The 19,676-nt window shown below is 65.1% G+C and carries 16 protein-coding genes; 9 read left to right on the plus strand and 7 right to left on the minus strand.

What is annotated here, in order from left to right; all coding sequences use genetic code 11:
- Positions 1 to 129 precede the first annotated feature (129 nt).
- From Spa11_RS00955 to sppA, 4 genes are all read right to left on the minus strand, one after another.
- The gene (locus tag Spa11_RS00955; RefSeq protein WP_145105576.1) at positions 130 to 1,059 is read right to left on the minus strand and encodes a phosphatidate cytidylyltransferase; all 930 of its coding nucleotides are present in this window, start codon (positions 1,057 to 1,059) and stop codon (positions 130 to 132) included.
- Positions 1,060 to 1,126: 67 nt separating this feature from the next.
- Positions 1,127 to 1,888 (minus strand): isoprenyl transferase, encoded by a 762-nt coding sequence (locus Spa11_RS00960; RefSeq protein ID WP_145105579.1) that lies wholly within the window; start codon positions 1,886 to 1,888, stop codon positions 1,127 to 1,129.
- A gap of 135 nt (positions 1,889 to 2,023) precedes the next feature.
- Positions 2,024 to 3,340 (minus strand): adenylosuccinate synthase, encoded by a 1,317-nt coding sequence (locus Spa11_RS00965; protein WP_197529647.1) that lies wholly within the window; start codon positions 3,338 to 3,340, stop codon positions 2,024 to 2,026.
- A gap of 614 nt (positions 3,341 to 3,954) precedes the next feature.
- Positions 3,955 to 5,913 carry a signal peptide peptidase SppA gene (gene sppA, locus Spa11_RS00975; protein WP_197529648.1) on the minus strand — a complete coding sequence of 653 codons (1,959 nt, stop codon included), beginning with the start codon at positions 5,911 to 5,913 and terminating at the stop codon, positions 3,955 to 3,957.
- 347 nt (positions 5,914 to 6,260) lie between these two features.
- Here sppA and Spa11_RS00980 point away from each other — a divergent pair, with 347 nt between their 5' ends.
- From Spa11_RS00980 to Spa11_RS00995, 4 genes are all read left to right on the plus strand, one after another.
- Positions 6,261 to 7,505 carry a hypothetical protein gene (locus Spa11_RS00980; protein WP_145105588.1) on the plus strand — a complete coding sequence of 415 codons (1,245 nt, stop codon included), beginning with the start codon at positions 6,261 to 6,263 and terminating at the stop codon, positions 7,503 to 7,505.
- A 322-nt stretch (positions 7,506 to 7,827) separates the two neighbouring features.
- Positions 7,828 to 8,442, plus strand: coding sequence for a non-canonical purine NTP pyrophosphatase (locus Spa11_RS00985; protein WP_145105591.1), 615 nt, complete (start codon positions 7,828 to 7,830; stop codon positions 8,440 to 8,442).
- Between the two features lie 45 nt (positions 8,443 to 8,487).
- On the plus strand, positions 8,488 to 9,600 hold the full coding sequence (locus Spa11_RS00990; protein WP_145105594.1) for a protein-arginine deiminase family protein: 1,113 nt from the start codon (positions 8,488 to 8,490) through the stop codon (positions 9,598 to 9,600).
- A 214-nt stretch (positions 9,601 to 9,814) separates the two neighbouring features.
- Positions 9,815 to 10,747: a M48 family metalloprotease gene (locus Spa11_RS00995; RefSeq protein WP_231933097.1), complete on the plus strand. Its 933-nt coding sequence runs from the start codon at positions 9,815 to 9,817 to the stop codon at positions 10,745 to 10,747.
- Between the two features lie 41 nt (positions 10,748 to 10,788).
- Here the strand turns inward: Spa11_RS00995 and Spa11_RS01000 are convergent, their stop codons facing one another.
- Positions 10,789 to 11,211: a hypothetical protein gene (locus Spa11_RS01000; protein ID WP_145105597.1), complete on the minus strand. Its 423-nt coding sequence runs from the start codon at positions 11,209 to 11,211 to the stop codon at positions 10,789 to 10,791.
- A 217-nt stretch (positions 11,212 to 11,428) separates the two neighbouring features.
- Between Spa11_RS01000 and Spa11_RS01005 the strand changes: the two genes are divergently transcribed.
- Positions 11,429 to 12,265 carry a sensor histidine kinase gene (locus Spa11_RS01005; RefSeq protein WP_145105600.1) on the plus strand — a complete coding sequence of 279 codons (837 nt, stop codon included), beginning with the start codon at positions 11,429 to 11,431 and terminating at the stop codon, positions 12,263 to 12,265.
- Between the two features lie 178 nt (positions 12,266 to 12,443).
- Here Spa11_RS01005 and tadA read toward each other — a convergent pair whose 3' ends face one another.
- Entirely contained in the window at positions 12,444 to 12,908 is a 465-nt protein-coding gene (gene tadA, locus Spa11_RS01010) for a tRNA adenosine(34) deaminase TadA (protein ID WP_231933099.1), read from the minus strand.
- 191 nt (positions 12,909 to 13,099) lie between these two features.
- On the opposite strand from tadA, the gene Spa11_RS01015 reads away from it, so the two are divergent.
- From Spa11_RS01015 to Spa11_RS01030, 4 genes are all read left to right on the plus strand, one after another.
- Positions 13,100 to 13,570: a VanZ family protein gene (locus tag Spa11_RS01015; RefSeq protein ID WP_145105603.1), complete on the plus strand. Its 471-nt coding sequence runs from the start codon at positions 13,100 to 13,102 to the stop codon at positions 13,568 to 13,570.
- Positions 13,571 to 13,810: 240 nt separating this feature from the next.
- Positions 13,811 to 14,377 carry a hypothetical protein gene (locus Spa11_RS01020; RefSeq protein WP_145105606.1) on the plus strand — a complete coding sequence of 189 codons (567 nt, stop codon included), beginning with the start codon at positions 13,811 to 13,813 and terminating at the stop codon, positions 14,375 to 14,377.
- Positions 14,374 to 16,689: a sensor histidine kinase gene (locus tag Spa11_RS01025; protein ID WP_197529649.1), complete on the plus strand. Its 2,316-nt coding sequence runs from the start codon at positions 14,374 to 14,376 to the stop codon at positions 16,687 to 16,689. Before Spa11_RS01020 ends, Spa11_RS01025 begins: the two co-directional genes overlap by 4 nt.
- Before the next feature lie 177 nt (positions 16,690 to 16,866).
- Complete coding sequence (locus tag Spa11_RS01030) at positions 16,867 to 17,424, plus strand: suppressor of fused domain protein (RefSeq protein WP_145105612.1); 558 nt, start codon at positions 16,867 to 16,869, stop codon at positions 17,422 to 17,424.
- Positions 17,425 to 17,788: 364 nt separating this feature from the next.
- Here the strand turns inward: Spa11_RS01030 and lepA are convergent, their stop codons facing one another.
- Positions 17,789 to 19,672 (minus strand): translation elongation factor 4, encoded by a 1,884-nt coding sequence (gene lepA, locus Spa11_RS01035; RefSeq protein WP_145105615.1) that lies wholly within the window; start codon positions 19,670 to 19,672, stop codon positions 17,789 to 17,791.
- Between the last annotated feature and the right edge of the window lie 4 nt (positions 19,673 to 19,676).

The following is a 19,676-nucleotide window of genomic DNA, read 5'->3' on the forward strand; positions in this document are numbered from 1 at the left end:
CCCCCGGCTAGCTGCCCAGCGCAAGGCGGCGAGAGAGGCGTAAAGCGTTGCGGGGGCGCCGGTTATGCCCAATCTGCCGAGCCTGCGGTCGCCCGAATCGGGGCCCGTATCACCCATTCAGGGGCCCACTCAAGGCCCCACGCACCGCGTAATCCAAAGCAAAAACGCCACCGGCGCCGCGAACAGGATCGAATCGAGCACGTCCAGCACGCCGCCGAACCCAGGCATCCAGGTGCTGGAGTTCTTCAAGTAAGCGTCGCGTTTGAGCATCGAAACCGCCAAGTCGCCCGCCACGCCCGCGATCCCCACCAGCACGGCGTAAACGAGACACCCCGCGATCCAGCCGGGCAGCGTCCGCTGGCTGTCGCAGCCCATCGCCTGGGCGAGTGGGCCGAGTGTCGCCATTGTCGCCACGGTCGAGAGGGCGAACCCGCCGGCGAGGCCCTCCCAGGTCTTTCCGGGGCTGAGCACCGGGGCCAACTTCGTCCGCCCAAAGAGCCGCCCGAAGCAGTAGGCGCCGATGTCGTTCGACTTCACGACGACGATCAGCGACAAAAGCGCCAGCATCCCCCAGCGTCCGTCGCTCCCCCACCTTCCCCCGGCAAGCAAACGCAGCTGGGCGACGAAGCCCATCAGGCCGCCGGCGTAAGCGATGCCGAAGATCGCCAGCGCCAGTCGCGTCGTCGCCGATCCGGGCTCGCGGTAGCGGAGCATCTCGGCGGCGAAGACGATCGAGCACGATCCCGCCAAGCCGATCGCCACCCAGCCGACACGACCCATGAGCGTCGCGCCGGGCATCTCGCCGAACGGCCAGAACGAAGGCGCCAGGCTCACGAGCACCACCGCCACCGCGCCGGGGACGACGAGGTAGCGAGAGGGCGAAGGCGTCTGGTGGTTGTGCTCGAAGAGCCGCACCAGTTCACCGGCGGCGAGGAACGTCCCGACAATCGCCAGCGGGGCCATCACGAGGCCCGGCCGGGCCGCGTAATAGTCGAGCCACGCCAGACCCGCCACCATCGCGACCAAGAGCACGCCGAGGATCAGTCGCCAGATCAGCACGGGGTGGGGTCTTGGGTGGGGGTAATTGATTGACGCCGCTAAGCCGCGAGCGGCCGCCGCTTGCGGCCTAACGCTTCAGCCCGCCGAACCGCCGCTCGCGACCAGCATAATCACGGATCGCGGCGTGGAGGGTCGCCTCGTCGAACTCGGGCCACGCTTTATCAGTAACCCAGATCTCGGCGTAGCTGATCTGCCAGAGCAGGAAGTTGCTGACCCGCATCTCGCCCGCCGTGCGGATCAGCAGGTCGGGATCGGGACGGCCTGCGGTGTAAAGATGCTCGGCGATCGACCGCTCGTCGATGTCGCCGGGGCTGAGCTGCCCCGCCATCACTTGGTAGGCGAGCGACGTGGCCGCATCGACGATCTCGCCCCGGCCGCCGTAGTTGATCGCCAGGTTGAGTTGCAGGCCATCGTTGGCGGCGCTGAGGTTGACCGTCTTGTCGAGTTCGTACAGCACCCGATCGGGGATCCCTTCGCGCCGACCGATCATGCGGACGCGGACGTTGTCCTCCATCATGATGGGTCGTTCATTGACCAGATACTGCTCCAAGAGGTGCATCAGGAACGCCAACTCCTCGGCGGGGCGTTTCCAATTCTCGCTCGAGAGGCAGTACAGCGTCAGCTGCTCGATCGGCGCCAACCGGGCGCACTCGCGCGTGATTGCCCGCACGACGTGGCCGCCACGGTCGTGACCGGCGACGCGTTCCAATCCCTGCCGCTGCGCCCAGCGGCCGTTGCCGTCCATGATGATGGCGATGTGCCGCGGCCAGCGCTCCGCCGGCAGGTCGGCGAGCGACGCAGGCAAAGCGGCGGGGGATTCGGCGGCCATCGGACGGAGAAGCGATCGATTGTGAGAGGCGTCTCCAGACGCCGATTACGGTATCCATTCCGCTTGAGATTGCAGCGCGTAATCGACGTCTGGAGACGCCTCCCACAGGTTTTTGGTTCCCAGGCGATTGGTTTCTCAGAAGCCCAGCGCCAACAGCTCCGGCTTCGCCGTAAAGATTGTCTGCTCGCGACCGGGACCGACCGAGACGATCGAAACAGGCCGGCCGACCAGCTCGCTGACGCGGTTGATATAGCCGATTGCGTTCGCCGGCAGATCGTCCATCGACCGCACGCCGGTGAGGTCCTCGCTCCAGCCGGGAAGCGACTCGTAAACCGCCTTCACACGGCGGAGGTCATCGACGTGGCTCGGGAAGACGTTGGTCTTCTTGCCGTCGAGTTCGTAGGCGTTGCAGATTTTGATTTCGTCGAAACCGCTCAGTACATCGAGCAGCATCACGGCGATCGCATCGACGCCGCCCAAGCGAGCCGTGTATCGCAGCGCCACCGTGTCGAGCCAGCCGCAGCGCCGCGGGCGCTTGGTGACCGTGCCATACTCGTTGCCTTGGTCGCGGAGCTTTTGGCCGTCGGCGTTGTCTTGCTCAGTGGGGAACGGCCCGCCGCCGACACGCGTTGAGTACGCCTTCACGACGCCGAGCGTGTGGTTGATGTACCGCGCCGGAAGACCCGAGCCGTTGGGGATGCCGACGCCGCTCGAGTTGCTGCTGGTGACGAACGGGTAGGTGCCGTGGTCCACGTCGAGCAGCGAGCCCTGCGCGCCCTCGAAGAGGATCCGCTTACCCGCTTCGGCGGCGGTGAGCAGCATCTCGGTCGTGTCGCAAACATGTGGCCGCAGACGCTCGGCGAAGGCGAGGTACTGGTCCGCAATCGCGGTGGCGTCCAGCTTAGGATCGACGCCGCCCGACATAGCGGCGATCACCGGCGTCTTCGCGGCGACGATCTTCTCGACCGTCGCGCGAAAGTCGTCGCGATAGAGGTCGCCCATCCGCACGGCGTGCGAGCGGCCGACCTTGTCTCGATAGCAGGGGCCGATGCCGCGCTGCGTGGTGCCGATGTTCTCGCCGTCGGACGTGTTGGAGTCGAGCGCGCGGTCCTCGGCGAAGTGCCACGGCATGATGACGTGCGCGCGGTCGCTGATCTTGAGGTTCTTTTCGAGGCCACGCACATCGCGGCTGGCGAGCTCGTCGAGCTCTTCAATCGCCTTGGCGGGATTAATGACGACGCCGCCGGTGATGACGCTCGTCACGCCTTCGGTGATCACGCCACTGGGGAGGAGCGACAGCTTATAGACCTCGCCGCCCACCACGACGGTGTGGCCGGCGTTGGCGCCCCCTTGGTAGCGTACGACGAAGTCGTGCCGCGGGGTGAGCAGGTCCACCAGTTTCCCCTTGGCCTCGTCCCCCCACTGCAGACCGATAACGCAAACGCCAGGCACGGGGGGATCTCACAGAAAGGACGCGGGGGAGGGCAAAAACCAGCCCGGCATTTTCCGCCCCCGCCCCCGAGCCGTCAACCAGCCGAAAAGCGTTCCCGAACAATGGGGAACCGCCAAGACGCCAGCAGCGCCAAGGCTCGCCAGGACCCTAAATAGGTCGTACCTTCAACGAGTTGCTGCGAGCCCTCGACGCAAGTCGGGGGAGTGAAGCGGGTACCCGATTTCCTCCCCCAGCTCGCGTTGGGGGCTCGCCATCAATCCGTTGGATAATGCGAATGCGGACGGATGTAGTAAGGGTGGGACGGCCGGAAGACATACCAAATCAGTGCTCCAAGTGGCCACGGTGGGAGTAGCGCCACGAGCAGAGCGACGAGCACTGGCGGCTTCCCACGCCCCCGGGCGTCACGGTAAGCCCAGACAATGCTCCACACATACGCGATTAGTAATGGAACGTAGAACAGCAGCATGAGTGCGAACCCAGCACATTGTTCGAGCGAGTCCGTCATCTCGGTCTCCTCCGCATTTGGAGAAAGTAATAGGTTCGGAGATCAACTCCATCTATGACTGCCGATGGACGCGGATGCCTATCAGCGTTCATCTGCGGTTCCAAGCCCTTACTCAATCACCAAGTCGTAAGGCATCACGAGCCCCATCGGCTCTTTCGCAAAGAGCTGCCGCACCCAGCCCGCGCGCTGGATGGCTTGCTCGAGCTCGGGGAGCACGCCGCCCAGGTCGAGCCTCACACGCACCTCGCGCTGCTCGTCGTTGTCGCCGAAGAGGGACTCGAAGAAGTCCTCGGCTTCGGGGTACGCATCGATCGTGACGTCGGCGTCGGCTTCGAGGCCCGCCAGGGTCTTCGCCTTGGTGACTGCCGCGCGGAGATCGCCGAGTTCGTCGATGAGTTCGAGCCGTTCGGCTTGGCGACCCGTGTAGACGCGGCCGCCGCCGAGTTCCTTGATGCGGTCCTGCGTCAGCTCGCAGCCCGTCGCCGCCTTAGCGGTGAACTGCTCGTAGGTGTCGTCCATCAGCGACTGCAGCACCTCGCGCTCGGCTTCGGTGAACTTTTCGGTGGTGCTGAACAGCCCGCTGTTCTTTCCGCGGGCGATGAGGTCGGTCGTCACGCCGAGCTTTTCGAGCAGGCCGCCGATCGCCATCTTGCCGCCCACCACGCCGATCGAACCGGTGACGGTTGTCGGCTCGGCGAAGACATGGTCGCAGCCCATCGAGATGTAGTAGCCGCCGCTCGCCGCGACGTTCCCCATGCTGGCGACGACTGGCTTCTCGATCGTCTGGATCTCGTTCCAGATCAGATCGCTGGCGACCGCCGACCCGCCGGGGCTATCGACGCGGAGCACGATCGCTTTGACTTGGTCGTCTTCTTCGGCGTCACGCAGCGCCTTGACGATGGTCGTCGAGCCGACCGAACTGGACGCGCCGAAGGGGCTTGTCTCGCTCTCGCCCGTCATGATCGGGCCGACGGCATAGACGATGGCGATCTTGTCGCCGCGGCCGGACGATTCCTTGCCGCCCGACGCGATCATGCCCAGCAGCTTGAACATGCCGCCGGGGCCGCTGAAATCGGTGTCGACCTTCTTCTTGCCGTAGTTCTCGACGAAGACGACGTTGTCCGAGTCGTGCCGCTTCTCGAGCTCGTCACGCAGCGACGACTCGTAAGCCAGTCGGTCCACGAGGCCCGCCTCGAGAGCTTGCGACGCGGTCAGCAGGCCGCGGTCCACCGCTTCGATGACGGCGCCTCGCTTCATCGGGCGGTCCATCGCGATCGTGTCGATCATCTGCTCGTACATGTCGTCGATGAGCGACGTCATGTTTTCTTTGACCGCCTTGCTCCACTCGCGGCGTGTGTAGGGCTCAGCGGCGCCCTTCGCGTCGCCGACGTGAATGAAGTCCGCCTTTACGCCGACTTTCGCCAAGAGGCCCTTGTAGAACATCGGCTGCGCGCGGACGCCCGGCAGCACGAGGTAGCCCGACTCGGGCATCACCACCTCGTCGCACGCGCACGCCACGAGGTAGCTCGCGGCCTCGGCCGCTTCGAGCACCGCGACGGCATGCTTGCCCTTCGCGCGGAAGCGGGCGATCGCCTCGCGCAGCTCGTGCCGCTGTCCGGCGCCGTAGCTGGGGCTATCAAACAAGAGCACGAGTCCCTGGATCTTGTCGTCCTTCGCCGCCGCGTCGATTCGCGCGATCTGCTTCCGCAGGTCGATCGACAGATCGCCGAACGGCCCCGACCCGCCGGGCGACTCGGGCAGCTCGTCGTCGAGCACGAACCAGGCGTAGCGGACCTTCTTCGACTCGGCTTCGGTCTTCTCTTCCTGACGCTTCTTGGCACGTTCACGGGCGCGCTTCTGGGCAGGGCTCAGTTCTTTCTCATCTTCCTCTGCTTCTTCCGCTGGCTTCTCCTCCGCTTCCGCCTCGTCGTTGTCTTCGGACTTCACTTCGGAAGCTACTGGTTTTGCTTCCGCCGTTGCGGGCTCGTCGGCGATGACGAGCGTGCCGGTAAAGGAGAGCGCGAGCGCCGCGGCGAGGCAGGCGGGCAGGAAGAGGCAATGTTTCATGGCGACTTGGCGTTTCATTTAGCCCACGGTCAACGACCGGGGGCTGCGGAACTTGAATTGACAAACAGCTTTCGCCGGGCCGGCGGCGATCTTGCCGCCCCCTCGCCCGGTCCCGCTATCTTACCCCACCAGCCGGCGCCGGGGCCTAATCGATTTTCTGCGACCCGGGCGGCGTCAGCCCCCGGAGGACCCCTAGTACCTGGCAACTCCGGGAGCTGACGCTTCCCGGCTCGCACGGAGTCCACCGGTTGGCATCCGACTTTTTCTCTCTGGTTCGGCTCAAGTCCGGCTGCTACGGTCCGCGACGCTGTAATTTCCTGCTGCCCTTTCGCGGAACGGAGTCCGCCATGGCCCTCGCCCGAATCACGCTTGCTATCGCCGCTGTCGCTATCGCCTCGCCGGCCAGCGCGCAGTTCTGGAACCTCTTCGGATCGAAGAAGGAGGAGCCCGCCAAGCAGGCCGCGCCCGCCGCTCCGGCGCACGCCGCCGGCTCGTTCCAGCTGACGCAGCAGTCGGGCCCGTGGCTGATCCTCGCAACGACCTTCTCCGGTGAAGGCGCCGAGGGGCAGGCCCGTGACCTGTGCGCCGAGATTCAGCGGACCCACCGCCTGCCCGCTTACGTCCACGAGATGACGTTCGATCTCACCGACAACCAGCCCGTCGGCCGCGGCGTCGATCGCTACGGCGCCCCGGTGAAGATGCGTTACCGCACCGGCTCGAAGCGCCAGGAATGGGCCGTGCTGGTGGGCAACTACCCGTCGGTCGATGACACAATCGCCGCCCGCGATCTGCAAGCGATCAAGGCCGCCAAGCCGCAGGCGCTGGAGATCGACGAGAGCGGTCACACGAACCAGAACCTCGCCAATACGCGCGTCATGCTCGCCTCATGGACCGAGAAGAACGAGCAAGGCGGACCGATGCGAGCGGCGTTCATGACGCGCAACCCGCTGCTGCCCGACTCGTACTTCGCGCCAAAGGGCGTCGATAAGTTCGTTGAGAAGATGAACAAGGACTTCGCTCACTCCGCGCTGAAGATCCCCGGCAAGCAGACGATCCGCGTCGCCACGTTCCGCGGCCGCGGCACCCTCGTCGGCGCGAGCCAGTCGCGCAGCAGCAAGTCGCGTCGCAAGAACGCCGAGACCGATCCGCTAATGGAGGCAGCCGAGAACGCGCACCTGCTCTGCGAAGAGATGCGGCGTAAGGGCTGGGAGGCCTACGAATTCCACGACCGCACCGAGAGCTGGGTCAGCGTCGGCTCGTTCGACAACGTTATCGACGCTAACGGTCAGCCGCACCCCGACGCGGTTGAGATCGTCCGCACGTTTGGCGCCGCTCACAACACGTCGCCGACGCCGCTCGACAAGCAACGCAATGCGCCCGCCGAGTCGGCCCGCGCCGCGGAGGTCAAGCAGCAATTCAACTCGCTCTTCAGCAGCGAGGTTGGCCAGATCGCCAGCGGCATGAACCCGAAGTACGCCCAGGTGGCGTTCGAGAAGGGCCAGCCCCCGCGTCCGATCCCTTTCGACGTCTACCCCGAGGCGATCGACGCCCCAAAGAAAAGCGTCAGTAGCGGCTTCGCTTGGCGCCCGTAGGGGAATTGGTTCTGGGTAAGAAGGTAGTGGGCATGTTAGTGAGAGGGGGATCGCAAGCGAGCGGCAATGCCGAACGCGATCTCGGCTCAAAACACTGGGCAGCCTTTTCTCTTGTGCCATTGGAGATAAAAAATGCAGCCGCTCCGCGGACGCCTGTTATCTCCAAATGGCCCTATGACAATCTCACTACGTCGCTAAGAGCAGAAGGTCGTTACCCCTCTGCCCGGTCGCTTGCGACCCCCCCTATCACCAACATCCCCCTATCTCCTTCTCCGAGATCGTCCACTAGAAGCGACGCATCGGCTGCCCTAAAACGGGCCGCATGAAGGCCCCCACGCTCGTTATCGGTTCGCGCAACGCCAAGAAGCGGGATGAGCTGGTTGGCTTGCTAGCGCCGCGGGGGATCGAGGTGAAGACGCTCGCCGACTTCCCGGACCTCACGCACGAGGTGGATGAGGACGGCGATTCCTTCGAGCACAACGCCCGCAAGAAGGCGACCGAGTACGCCAAGGCCCTCGGCCACTGGGTGCTCGCCGACGACAGCGGCGTCTGTATCGACGCCCTCGGCGGGGCGCCGGGCGTTTACTCGGCCCACTACGCCGGCAAGCACGGCGATGACGCCGCGAACAACGCTCTGGTGCTCGAGAAGCTCGCCGGCCTGCCGCCCGAGAAACGCGGCGCGCACTACGTGGCGATGCTCGTGCTCGCCGACCCCGAAGGCTCCGTCCGCGCCGAGACCCGCGGCGAATGCCACGGCCGCATCCTCACCGAGCCGCACGGCGCCGGCGGGTTCGGCTACGACCCGCTGTTCGAGGTCCGGGAGTATCATCGAACGTTCGGCCAGATGGGCCCCGCCGTCAAGCGAGCCATCAGCCACCGCAGCCGCGCGATGCGAGCGATGTTGCCGCACGTGGTAAGGTTGGTGAAGCCAACTTGAGCCGAAGGCGCTAGCCTCGGGCGGCGCCACGATCAACGAACCATCATGACAACCCCCGCCCCGCTCCTCGTCCAATCCAGCCTCGCCCCCGCGTCGGTCGTCTTCGTCCGCGAACTCCCCGGCCGCAACGAGCGCTTCATCGAGCAACTCGCTGCGTGTTGCCGCGAAGTCGGCGCCGAGATGCACGTCGTCCCTGCCGGCGATCCGTATCCCGAGAACCAAGTCTGGCTGCAAGACGCCGTCGAGTTCCTTGAACGCGCGGACGGTTCCGGGACGGTCGCGCTGCTTGGCGTCCGCAACCAATCCGTCGATGACTTCGCGAAGGATCGGCTCACGGGAATCGAGACGCTCCGTATCGGCGCGTACCGGGAGGCGTTCGCCAGCGGCGCGAGCACCACGAGCACCCCTGGTGACGCCTGGATCGATTGGTTCGGCAACCTCGAAGCGTCGCCGCCTACCGCCGCGTGGCCCAACGGCCGCGTGCTGTACGGCGTGAATCCCGAGACGGGCGGGCAACTACACCCCGAGGTCGTCGCCTTCTTCACTGAGCAAGGCGCGCAGGCGCCGCTTGCGCTTGATGTCGGTTGGCTCACCGTGCGGCACGTCGATGAGATGTCGTCGTTCCTGCCCGCGAAGGACGACGGCTTCTTTGTCGCCGTCCCGGATCCAACGGCGGCGATCAAACTGCTAGAAAGCGCCGCGGCGCAGGGGCACGGCGGCGCGACGATGCTCGCTCCTTATGAGAACGGGACGACGGTTCAATCCATCCTCGACGACACGGAGTTCGTCGCGTTCAACCACCGGTTGTGGACCGAACGCATCGAGCCGATGTCGCGCGTACTGCTCGAAGGGATCGGCGTCGAGGCCGATCGACTGCGACGGTTGCCGGTGCTCTTCCAACCGAGCGGCGAGGCGCGGACGCCGAACGTCGTCAACTGTCTCGTGCTCCCGGGCACGGCTGGTGAGCCGGGCGTCGTCGCGATGTCCGAACCCTGCGGCCCCGTGATCGACGGCGTCGACCTCTTCAAGGCCGACATCGAGCAGCGGCTTACGGGGCTCGCCGCCCGCATCGCCTTCCTCGACGACCAGCCCTACCACCGGTGGTCGGGGAACGTGCACTGCGCGACGAATGCGATTCGCCCGCTGCGCCGGGAGTAGCGTCGGAGCCCGCTCCAAAGTACCGAACAATGGCGAGCCCACGATGTTAATCGTGGGTGGAACCCTGAGAGCAATATCCCCCCACGATTAACATCGTGGGCTCGCCATTTGCCGCGGCGCCGGCCCGCCAATTGTGGCGTCACGCGCCGGAGTTGGTATGCTGCTAACCGGTCCTTTTCGTCTCGGCTGATCCCCCAACCGCCCCCGCACCGCCGTGGCCCGAATCCGCCTTCCGTTTCCGTCGCCCCGTCAGTCGTCGCGTGGCGGGTACGGCCAGCAGCGCGCCCTCTTCGGCAACTCTTCGAGAGGCGGCAGCGGCCTCAAGATGCGGCTCCTGATCGCCGCGGGCTTCATCCTCTTCGCGCTGGTGAGCTACTACGGCAACCCGGGCGACGTGAACCAGATCACCGGTCAGCGCGAGCGTGTCGCCATCGCTGACGAGGAACAAGAGATGGCGCTCGGCCAGCAGGCGGCGCCCGAGATGGTGCAGATGCACGGCGGTGCTTCGCGTAGCGCGGACGGGCAAGCGCTTGTCAACAAAGTCGGCGCGGAACTGCTCACCGGTCTCGATCGATGGATGGCGGAGAAAGAAGCGGAGACGGGCGTCGAACTTCATAACCCCTACAAGTTCAAGTTCACGCTGCTTGCCGACCCCCAGACCGTCAACGCCTTTGCCTTGCCGGGCGGGCAGGTGTTTATCACCGAAGCCCTTTTCAGCCGGCTCGAAACAGTGGGGCAACTCGCCGGCGTTTTGGGACACGAGATCGGCCACGTCGTCGAGCGTCACGGTAACGAGCGGATGGCGAAGAACACACTCTTCAGCACCATCGCGATGGGCGCCGGCCAGATCGGCGGCGACGCGCAGAGCGTGCAGATGGCCCAGGCTGTCGCCAATGTCATCCAGATGAAGTATGGCCGCGACGACGAGCTCGAGAGCGACAAGTGGGGCGTGCTGCTCACCGAGAAGGCCGGCTACGACCCGCGCGCTATGATCGGCGTGATGAAAGTGCTCGACGAGGCGTCCCCCGGGGGCGGCCCGCCCGAGATGATGAGCACCCACCCCAAACCCGCCAACCGCGTCGCCTACATTCAGCAGGTGATCGAAGAGGTGTTCCCCGAGGGGGTCCGTCCGGGGTTGGAGCCGTAGCCCGCAACCTCTCCCACAAGAGTGCGATTGCTCGATTGAACTTAAGCCGCGCGACGGGGGCTTAGGTAGCGGGCCAGTTCGTCCGACATCGACGTCCGCGCCAAGCGGTGGTCGCCACGCAGCGCGTCGGCGACGACTTCGAGCCGGCGGCGGGGCGAGCTCTCGACATCAAGGACGATCCTCAGCTTGCCGCGCTCCCAACGGGCGCCACCGGCGACGGCGCCGCCGAGCAGCCGACGCCGCACTTCGCAGCCCAGCCGACGAGCAACGTCGGTCGCTTCCTCGAGAAGCTCGGTGTAAGCGTCGCCAATTACCTCAGCGGCTTGCCGCTTTGCAGAGGCTTCGGCAAACGACAGCGTCGCCGGCCCGCGGCTGTCGAAGCGCAGCGCGCGAGCGGTACTACGAGCGGGGAGCGTGGCGGCGGCCGAGAACGGCAGCGTCGCCACAACCGTGGACTGGGGCATCCTTGCCTCGCCGGGTTGAGCGTTAGAGTTTCGTGCCCCGGAGTCCTTCCGCGGGCGTCGCGGCTGGATTCTACGCGCTGCGGCTCCAGCGGGCGAGTCCTTATCGTCGATGGTTCCTAAGGAAGGGCCAAGTAATCGCTCGGCGTCGCGCAAGCATTGCCTCGAGCGCTGGCTCTCTCCCTCTTGTGTAGCAATCTTGTGACGACATGTGCTAGCAATGACATCAACCGAGACTCCCGGCGCCGAGATTCACGACCTCCAAAAGGAGATCGCGCAGCTGCGTTGCGACCTGCAAGCGGCGCAGCAGATGACAGCGCTCGGCGAGCTCGTCAGCACGACCACGCACGAGTTCAACAACGTCCTCACGACGATCCTCAACTACGCGAAGCTCGGCCTGCGTCACACCGACGACGCGACTCGCACCCGATCGCTTGAGAAGATCCTCGCCGCCGCTCAGCGGGCGGAGAAGCTGACGTCGAGCGTCTTGGGCCTGGCGCGCAATCGCTCGGCCGACCCGGCGCCAACCGACCTCGGCGCGCTGTGCGACGAGACGCTGGTGCTGCTCGAGCGCGAGTTGCAGAAATACCGGGTCGGCGTCGAACGCCAGTACGAGGCCCGCGGCAAGGCGATGGTCGTCGGCAACCAGGTGCAACAGGTGCTGATGAACCTGCTCACCAACGCCCGTCAGGCGATGCCCTCGGGCGGGCAGGTCATCATCCGCACGGCCGACAACGCCCAGACGGGGACGGTCGATCTCTCGGTCCGCGACACGGGCGCCGGCATCGCGATGGACCTTCTGCCGCGCATCTTCGATCGCGGCTACAGCACCAAGTCGGGCCCCGATGAGACGGGCAAAGGGGGCGCCGGCTTAGGGCTCTCGGCTTGCCGTGAAATGATCGAGGCCCAGGGGGGCAAGATCCGCGTCGAGAGCGCCGTCGGCCGCGGCACGCAATTCACGCTCCGACTCCCCACCGCCAGCGCCGCCGCCCTCGCCGGCCCCACCGGCCAACCCATCGCCCAACTCGGCGTCAGCGCGACGGCGTCAGCGATCTGAACTCTCGACTACAACAAGCGAACCACAAAGGAACAAAGGAACGAAGTGAGCGATTCGTCCGTTAGACCGGTAGTCCGATAGGAAGAGGTATGTCAACCAACCCTAACGGTCTACCGGACTACCCACCCAACGCCCTTCTTTGTTCCTTCGTTCCTTTGTGGTTCAAAGATTTTAGAGTCTAACGCCGCCGCGCGCGGAAGAAGCTTGTGAGGATCTCGCCGCAGGGTTCGGCGAGGACGCCGCTGGTTACCGTGGGGCGGTGATTGAGCCTTTCGTCGGCGAGCAGGGTGTAGAGGCTCTCGACGGCGCCCGCCTTCGGATCGACCGCGCCGTACACGACGCGCGGGACGCGCGACTGCACGATGGCGCCGGCGCACATCGGGCACGGTTCGAGCGTCACGTACAGCGTGCAGCCTTCGAGCCGCCACGCGCCGAGCGACTCGGCCGCTTGCGTGATGGCGATCATCTCGGCGTGGGCCGTTGGGTCGCGGAGCGTCTCGCGCTGATTATGGGCGGCGGCGATCACTCGGTCGTTGCAGACGACGACGGCGCCGACCGGGACCTCCCCCCCCGCGGCCGCGGCCTGAGCCTCGCCGAGGGCCAGCCGCATGTAGTCGAGGTCTTCGGGCTGGGGGAGCAACATCGGCCTTCTGCGGGAGGAATGATGACGCGGGGGAGAAACTCGGCGGGGGCGGGAACTTCCCGCGGCGGCGTGGCGTAAGGTTACCCGATGCGGCGGCGCCCTTCACGCCGCCCGGCTGCTGCTCCGCCATCTGCTGCTCCGCCATCTGCTAGTTTGCCATCTGCTAGTTTGTAAGTCCCCGGGTTCACTGCATGCTCCCTTCCGTCGCCCGGCCCCTCACCTTCGACCCCGCCGCGATGTCTTCCCCCAGCACCGCCGACGCGACGGACGCCCCCGTTGTCCCGCCGCGACGCTGCTGGCGCCGCACCGCGGTCTTTTGGCTAGCGGCACTGGCGGTCTATTGGCTCGTGCTTTTCATCGGCACCCACCTGCCAACGGAGAACGTGGCGGGCGTCGCAACGGATAACGACAAGCTCGTCCACACGGCGGCCTACGCGGTGCTAACGACGCTGCTGTGTATCGCCTGGCGTCGTGTCGGCGGCTCGCCAGGGCTCATGGGTCGTCTTGTGATCGCCGCCGCGGTGCTCACTTACGGCGCGATCGACGAGCTCAGCCAGCCTTACTTCGGCCGCTCGTGCGACCTGCGGGACTGGATCGCCGACAGCGTCGGCGTGTCGTTGGCTTTATTATTGGATGCGTGGCGGCACCGTCGCGGTCCTTGAAACCGACGACGGACGCCTGCTGTCGATGGCGTGATCCGCAAGCGTTGCCGGTTGTGGGGGCTGGTGGGGTTTTTCGCGATCTAGGTTGCGGAAGACCACTCCGACTGACCGGTGCGAAGAAGCAAGACTTCCCTGCGCGGCGAGTATCGCTGCGCATGGTGAATTCTTTGCTTCCCGACCATGACTTCTCACGGCAGGTCCCCCGATCCTCTATCCAGTCGGCGCGCAACGCCCGCGACGTTGTGGCGTGTTGCGCTGCTCTGGGGGCTCGTGGTGCTGGCGTCGTTTGCCGCGATCGCCGTCTACGCCAAGACGCCGGGTCGGCAGCAACCGCCATCGGCAGAGAACCAATCACTTCCGCCCGAAGGGCGGTGGCGGATCGCGATGGCGATTCACCCGCGCTGCCCCTGCAGCAAGGCGTCGATCGCTCATTTGCAGCGCTTGTTGCATCGTTATGAGCAACGGCTTTCGGTCGATGTCTACGTTTATCGCCCTGGGGCGACGGCGCCGCAGTGGGCGAACAGCTCGTTAGTCGAGCAAGTGAAGCGGCTCCCGTCGCTCGAAGTCCACGACGATGTCGATGGCGCCGCGGCACTCGGTTTTGGGATCGAGACTTCGGGCGGGCTCGTTCTCTACTCGCCCGAAGGCCCGGCGGTCTTCTACGGCGGCATCACACCGTCGCGCGGTCACGAGGGCGCCAATGATGGCCTCACCGCCGTCATCGACGCGATCAACGGACGTCCCACGGCTCGCCGCCGTCACCCCGTGTACGGGTGCCCGATCTTCCGCAGCGGAGACGGATCGTGACGCCCTCCCCCGCCATGCGGCTTCAGCAAGTCGAAGGACTTTTCACGCAATCGCTCCGCGAACTGCAAGCGCTGACCGATCGTGTGTTCTCGTTCCTCCTCGTGGCCCAGTGGGCCGCGGCGATCGTCTGCGCGTTGACGCTCTCGCCTCGGGCCTGGGTCGGGTCGCAGAGCTCGCCCCACATCCACCTTGTGGCGGCCTTGCTCGTCGGCGGGCTGCTGACGGTCTTTCCTGTCTGGCTCGCGCGGAATCGCAGCGGTGAGTATCTGACCCGTTTGGTGATCACCGCGGCGCAGATGATGTTCTCGGCGCTCTTGATCCACCTGATGGGGGGACGCATCGAGGCCCACTTCCACATCTTTGGCTCGCTCGCGCTACTATCGTTCTACCGCGACTTTCGCGTGTTTGTCCCGGCGGTCGTGCTCATCCTCAGCGACCACCTCTTCCGCGGCGTCTATTGGCCCCAATCGGTCTTTGGAGTCAGCGAGCCGGCGCTCTTTGAAGCCTTGGAGCACGGCGGGTGGGTGCTGTTCGAGACGGCGTTTCTGGTGTGGGGCATCGCCCAAAGCCGCGACCACCTGTGGCGGATGGCGGAGCTCCAGGCCTCGCTGGAAGAAGAACGCGACACGCTCGAGGCCCGGGTCGAGCGCCGAACCGAGCAGCTCGCCGAAGCCCGTGACTACCTGGCGAACGTCATCGACTCGCTCGACGCCCGGATCTGTATCCTCGACGAACGCGGCGTGATCCTCTCGACCAACGCGGCGTGGCGCCGATTCGGCGAAGGCATCGAATCAGAGGCCATTCGGATCGGTGAAGGCGACAACTACATCCACTACTGCGACACGCTGGGGGCGACGGACGGATTCCATGCGGCGGAGCTCGCCGCGGGGCTACGCGGCATCGTCGCCGGCGACCCCGATTGTTTCGTGATGGAGTACCGGCACCACGTCGCCGGCGGCGAAGCCTGGTTCCAAGTGCGGGCCTGCCCCTTCGCGGGCGCCAGCGGAGCCGCGGTTGTCGTCGCCCATGTCGATGTCACCGAACGGGTCAACGCCGCCGCCAGCTCACGCAGGGAAGCCGACCGCGCCGCGGCGCTCTCGCAGATCCTCAGCGACCTCCCGAACGAGGTCTACATCCTCCGCCGCGATGACCTGCGGTTCCTCCTTGTCAGTGAAGGGGCTGTGCGCGCGACGGGCTACGACCGCCCGACGCTGCTCGGGATGTCGCCGGCCGACCTCGTTCCCAATGCGACTGTCGAAAAGTGCCTCGTGGCGGTCGAACCGCTGATCGAGGGGCGCGCGTCGATGGTCGATTTTCAGACGTTGCACCGCCGCCACGACGGCCACGCCTACCCGGTCCAGGTCTCGGTCCACGCCGCCAACTTTAATGGCCAGCCGGTCTTCGTGGCGTTCATCACCGACCTTACCGAGGTCCGGCGTCTCGAGAGTCGGCTCGCTCAGTCGCAGAAGCTCGAGTCGATCGGCCAACTCGCCGCGGGCATCGCCCACGAGATCAACACGCCCATGCAGTGCGTGTCGAACAACGTCGAGTTTCTGCAAGAGTGCCATCAGCGCTTGTTCGATCTCGTGGATCGACTCGTCAAGACGCTCGACTCGCCGGCACGGTCTTGGGACGATCGCAAGCTGTCGGTTCGTAGCCTAATCGACGAACACTACTACAACCGTGTGGCGGCGATGGCGCCGTCGGCGATCAACGAAGCGGCCGAGGCCTCGCGGCGCGTCATCGAGATTGTCCGCGCGATGAAGGTCATGTCCCATCCGGGGACCCATGACTTCGTCGATTCCGACCTCAACGACGGGATCCGTAACGCGGCGACAATTGCGCGCAACCGCTGGAAGTACGTCGCGGAGGTGGAGTTCGACCTCGACGAGGCGTTGCCGCATGTCCCAGTTCTGCCGGCGGAACTGAACCAAGTCTTCCTCAACCTGATCGTCAACGCCGCCGACGCCATCGCCGAGAAGAACGGCGAAAACGGCCCTCTCGGCGTGATCACGCTCCGCACCCGCTGCGAGAGTGAATCGGTCCGCATCGAGATCGCCGACAACGGTCCGGGTGTGCCCGAAGCGATCCGCGAGCGCATCTTCGATCCCTTCTTTACCACCAAAGACGTCGGCAAAGGGACCGGTCAGGGCCTCGCGATCAGCTACGACGTGGTGGTCAACAAACACCACGGCACGATCGACGTGCTATCGACCGAAGGCGAGGGCGCGACGTTCGTGGTGTGCTTGCCGATGAGAGTGGAAGCGGCGGAAGGAATTACCGAGGCTTCTACTTCTGTGGTTGAGGCATGAGTTCGTAGGGTGCGATGAAATCGCACCTCCCCGGTTTCCCTCGGCGGGCAGAACGCCCTCCGATTGACGCGGTGATGGTGCGATGCCGCTGGCGCTTTATCGCACCCTACGAGCTACCTGCTATACGCTTTGATGGTAAGTTCCTTTATGCGGCTGAAGCATTTTCGGATTTGATTGATGAACTACTGCGATCACTTGAGAGTTCATTACGAACAGCAATGGTTGAACGACGCCATCGTCCGCTCTTGGGAATATGGTCCGAAAGAGCAGCTTGGCTCCGAGTTCTGCGTTCTGGAGTTTCAGCCAAATCAGTCACGTGACATGTGGACGTATGCGACATGCTGTATGTCTCAATCAACCGACGTTGCTCCCGTTGAGATACATCTATTCTCTGGCATACAAACGAGCGATCATATTGAATTGCTTACAGCGATCGCACATTACCATAGAACCGGCAAGTGTCTTGAGCTGGGGCACGTCGTAAATTTCGGGCGTCCTTGGATTCCCGGGTCGGAATGCAATCATGGGGTGCTTTCGTTGCCCTACCTAGACGGCCCCAGCCTCGAAGAGTCTGCAACGCCATTTAGTATCAATCCGGTGCGTTTTCTTTGGTTGATACCCATCACGGCTGCTGAAGCGACCTATGCGAGCCAGCAAGGCCTTCGAGCCCTTGAGGACCGACTTGAAGACAACCAATTCAACTATCTTGACCCTCAGCGGCAGAGCGTCGTCTAGGTAAAACGTCGAAGCGCGTAGGGTGCGATGAAATCGCACCTCTCCGGTTTCCCTTGGCGGGCAGAACGCCCTCCGATCGACGCCGTGAAGGCGCCATGCCGCTGGCGCTTTATCACACCCTACGAACTAGCCGTCGGCGAGGGCGAACGCTCGTCGGATGCCGCCGTCGCGGACGCCCCACCGGGGGCCCTCAGGGGGCCCGTTTGCGGCGTTCCAAGCCCCGGTCGACTAGATTGTCGTTGGCGGGTGCGAAACTTGTTGTACGACCCCGCTATGGCCGCCTAAACACCCGTTCACGGGGTGCGGTTGGCGGGGAGGGCGCCTCGACGTTCAAGCCCCCACAAGATTCCCCGCTGCAGAGGGGTCACTTCTTCGAGTCGTCGTCGCCCGTCTCTAGCACCGCCAGGAACGCCTTCTGGGGGATGTCGACGTTGCCGATCGACTTCATCCGCTTCTTGCCTTCCTTCTGCTTCGCCCACAGCTTCTTCTTGCGGCTGATGTCGCCGCCGTAGCACTTGGCGGTGACGTTCTTGCTCATCGCGCTGATCGTCTCGCGCGCGACGATGCGCGTGCCGATCGCCGCTTGCAGCGGGACCTCGAACATGTGCCGCGGGATCTCTTCCTTGAGCTTCTTGATGACGGCCCGGCCGCGGGGGTCGGCGTCGCGCTTGTCGCAGATGATCGAGAGGGCGTCGACGCGCTCGCCCTTCACGAGGATGTCGAGCCGCACGAGGTCGCCCGCCTCGTACCCCTTCATCTCGTAGTCCATCGTCCCGTAGCCGCGGGTGATGCTCTTCAGGCGGTCGTGCATGTCGTACACGACTTCCGCCAACGCGATGTCGTAGACAAGCATCGAGCGCTGCGGCGACAGGTACTCTTGGCGGATGAACTCGCCGCGGCGGTCGGCGCAAAGCTTCATCACGCCGCCGATGTACTCGGCCGGCATCACGAAGTTCACCCGCACAACCGGCTGCTGGAACTCCTTGATATTGCCCGCGTCGGGGACGCGCGTCGGCGTGTGGACTTCGTCCCACTGGCCGTCGTTGGTCTGGATCTTGTAGGTGACGTTCGGCGCGGTCTGCACGAGGTCCATGTCGGACTCTTGCTCGAGCCGCTGCTGGACGATCTCCATGTGCAACAGGCCAAGGAAACCGCAGCGGAAGCCGAAGCCCAGCGCGTCGGAGGTCTCCGGCTCGAACACGAAGCTGGGGTCGTTGACCTGCAGCTTGCTGAGCGCTTCGCGTAGGTTCTCGAAGTCGTGCCCGTCGCTCGGGTAGAGGCCGCAGAACACCATCCGCTTCGGCTCGTCGTAGCCGGGCAGGGGCTCGGCCTGCTCGCCGCGGGCGGTGGTGACGGTGTCGCCGATGTGGACGTGGCCGAGCGACTTGATGTTGCAGATCATGTAGCCGACCTGCCCCGTGGACAGGTAGTCGCGCTGCGTGCGCTTCGGCGTGAGCTGCCCGACCTCGAGCACGTCGTGCTCGGTGCCGGCCTGGAGGAACTTGATGCGGTCGCCGGCACGGACGACGCCGTTCATCACCCGCAGGTAGATGATGGCGCCGCGGTACTCGTCGTAGACGCTGTCGAAGACCATCGCCTGGAGGGGCGCCGAGTTGCTCCCCTTGGGCGCGGGGATGCGATCGATGATGGCGTCGATCACGGCGTCGCAGTTCTGGCCCGTCTTGGCGCTGCAGCCGATCGCCTCGCTGGCGTCGAGGCCGAGGGTGGTTTCGATCTCTTCCTTCACCTCGTCGGGGCGGGCGTAGGTGAGGTCGATCTTGTTGAGGATCGGGATGATCTCTAGGTCGTGCTCGATCGCCTTGTAAGCGTTGGCGACCGTCTGCGCCTCGACCCCTTGGAAGGCGTCGACCAGCAGCAGCGCGCCTTCGCAACACGTCAGCGACCGCGACACCTCGTACTGGAAGTCGACGTGGCCGGGCGTGTCGATCAGGTTGAGCTCGTACTCCTCGCCGCCATGAATGACTTTCATCGAGACGGCGTGCGACTTGATCGTGATGCCGCGCTCGCGCTCGAGGTCCATGTCGTCGAGCAGCTGCTCCTTCATCTCGCGCTTCGAGACGGTGCCGGTCACTTCGAGCAGCCGATCGGCGAGGGTGCTCTTGCCGTGGTCGATGTGGGCGACGATCGAGAAGTTGCGGATGCGCGACGGATCGATCGGCTCGCCGGCCTTCCGCTTGCGCGGGGCGGGCTGCTGAGGGGCGGGCGTCTTGGCGGGGGCGTCGGCCATTGCG

Origin of the sequence: Botrimarina mediterranea (assembly GCF_007753265.1) — a bacterium.
Lineage (GTDB): Bacteria > Planctomycetota > Planctomycetia > Pirellulales > Lacipirellulaceae > Botrimarina > Botrimarina mediterranea.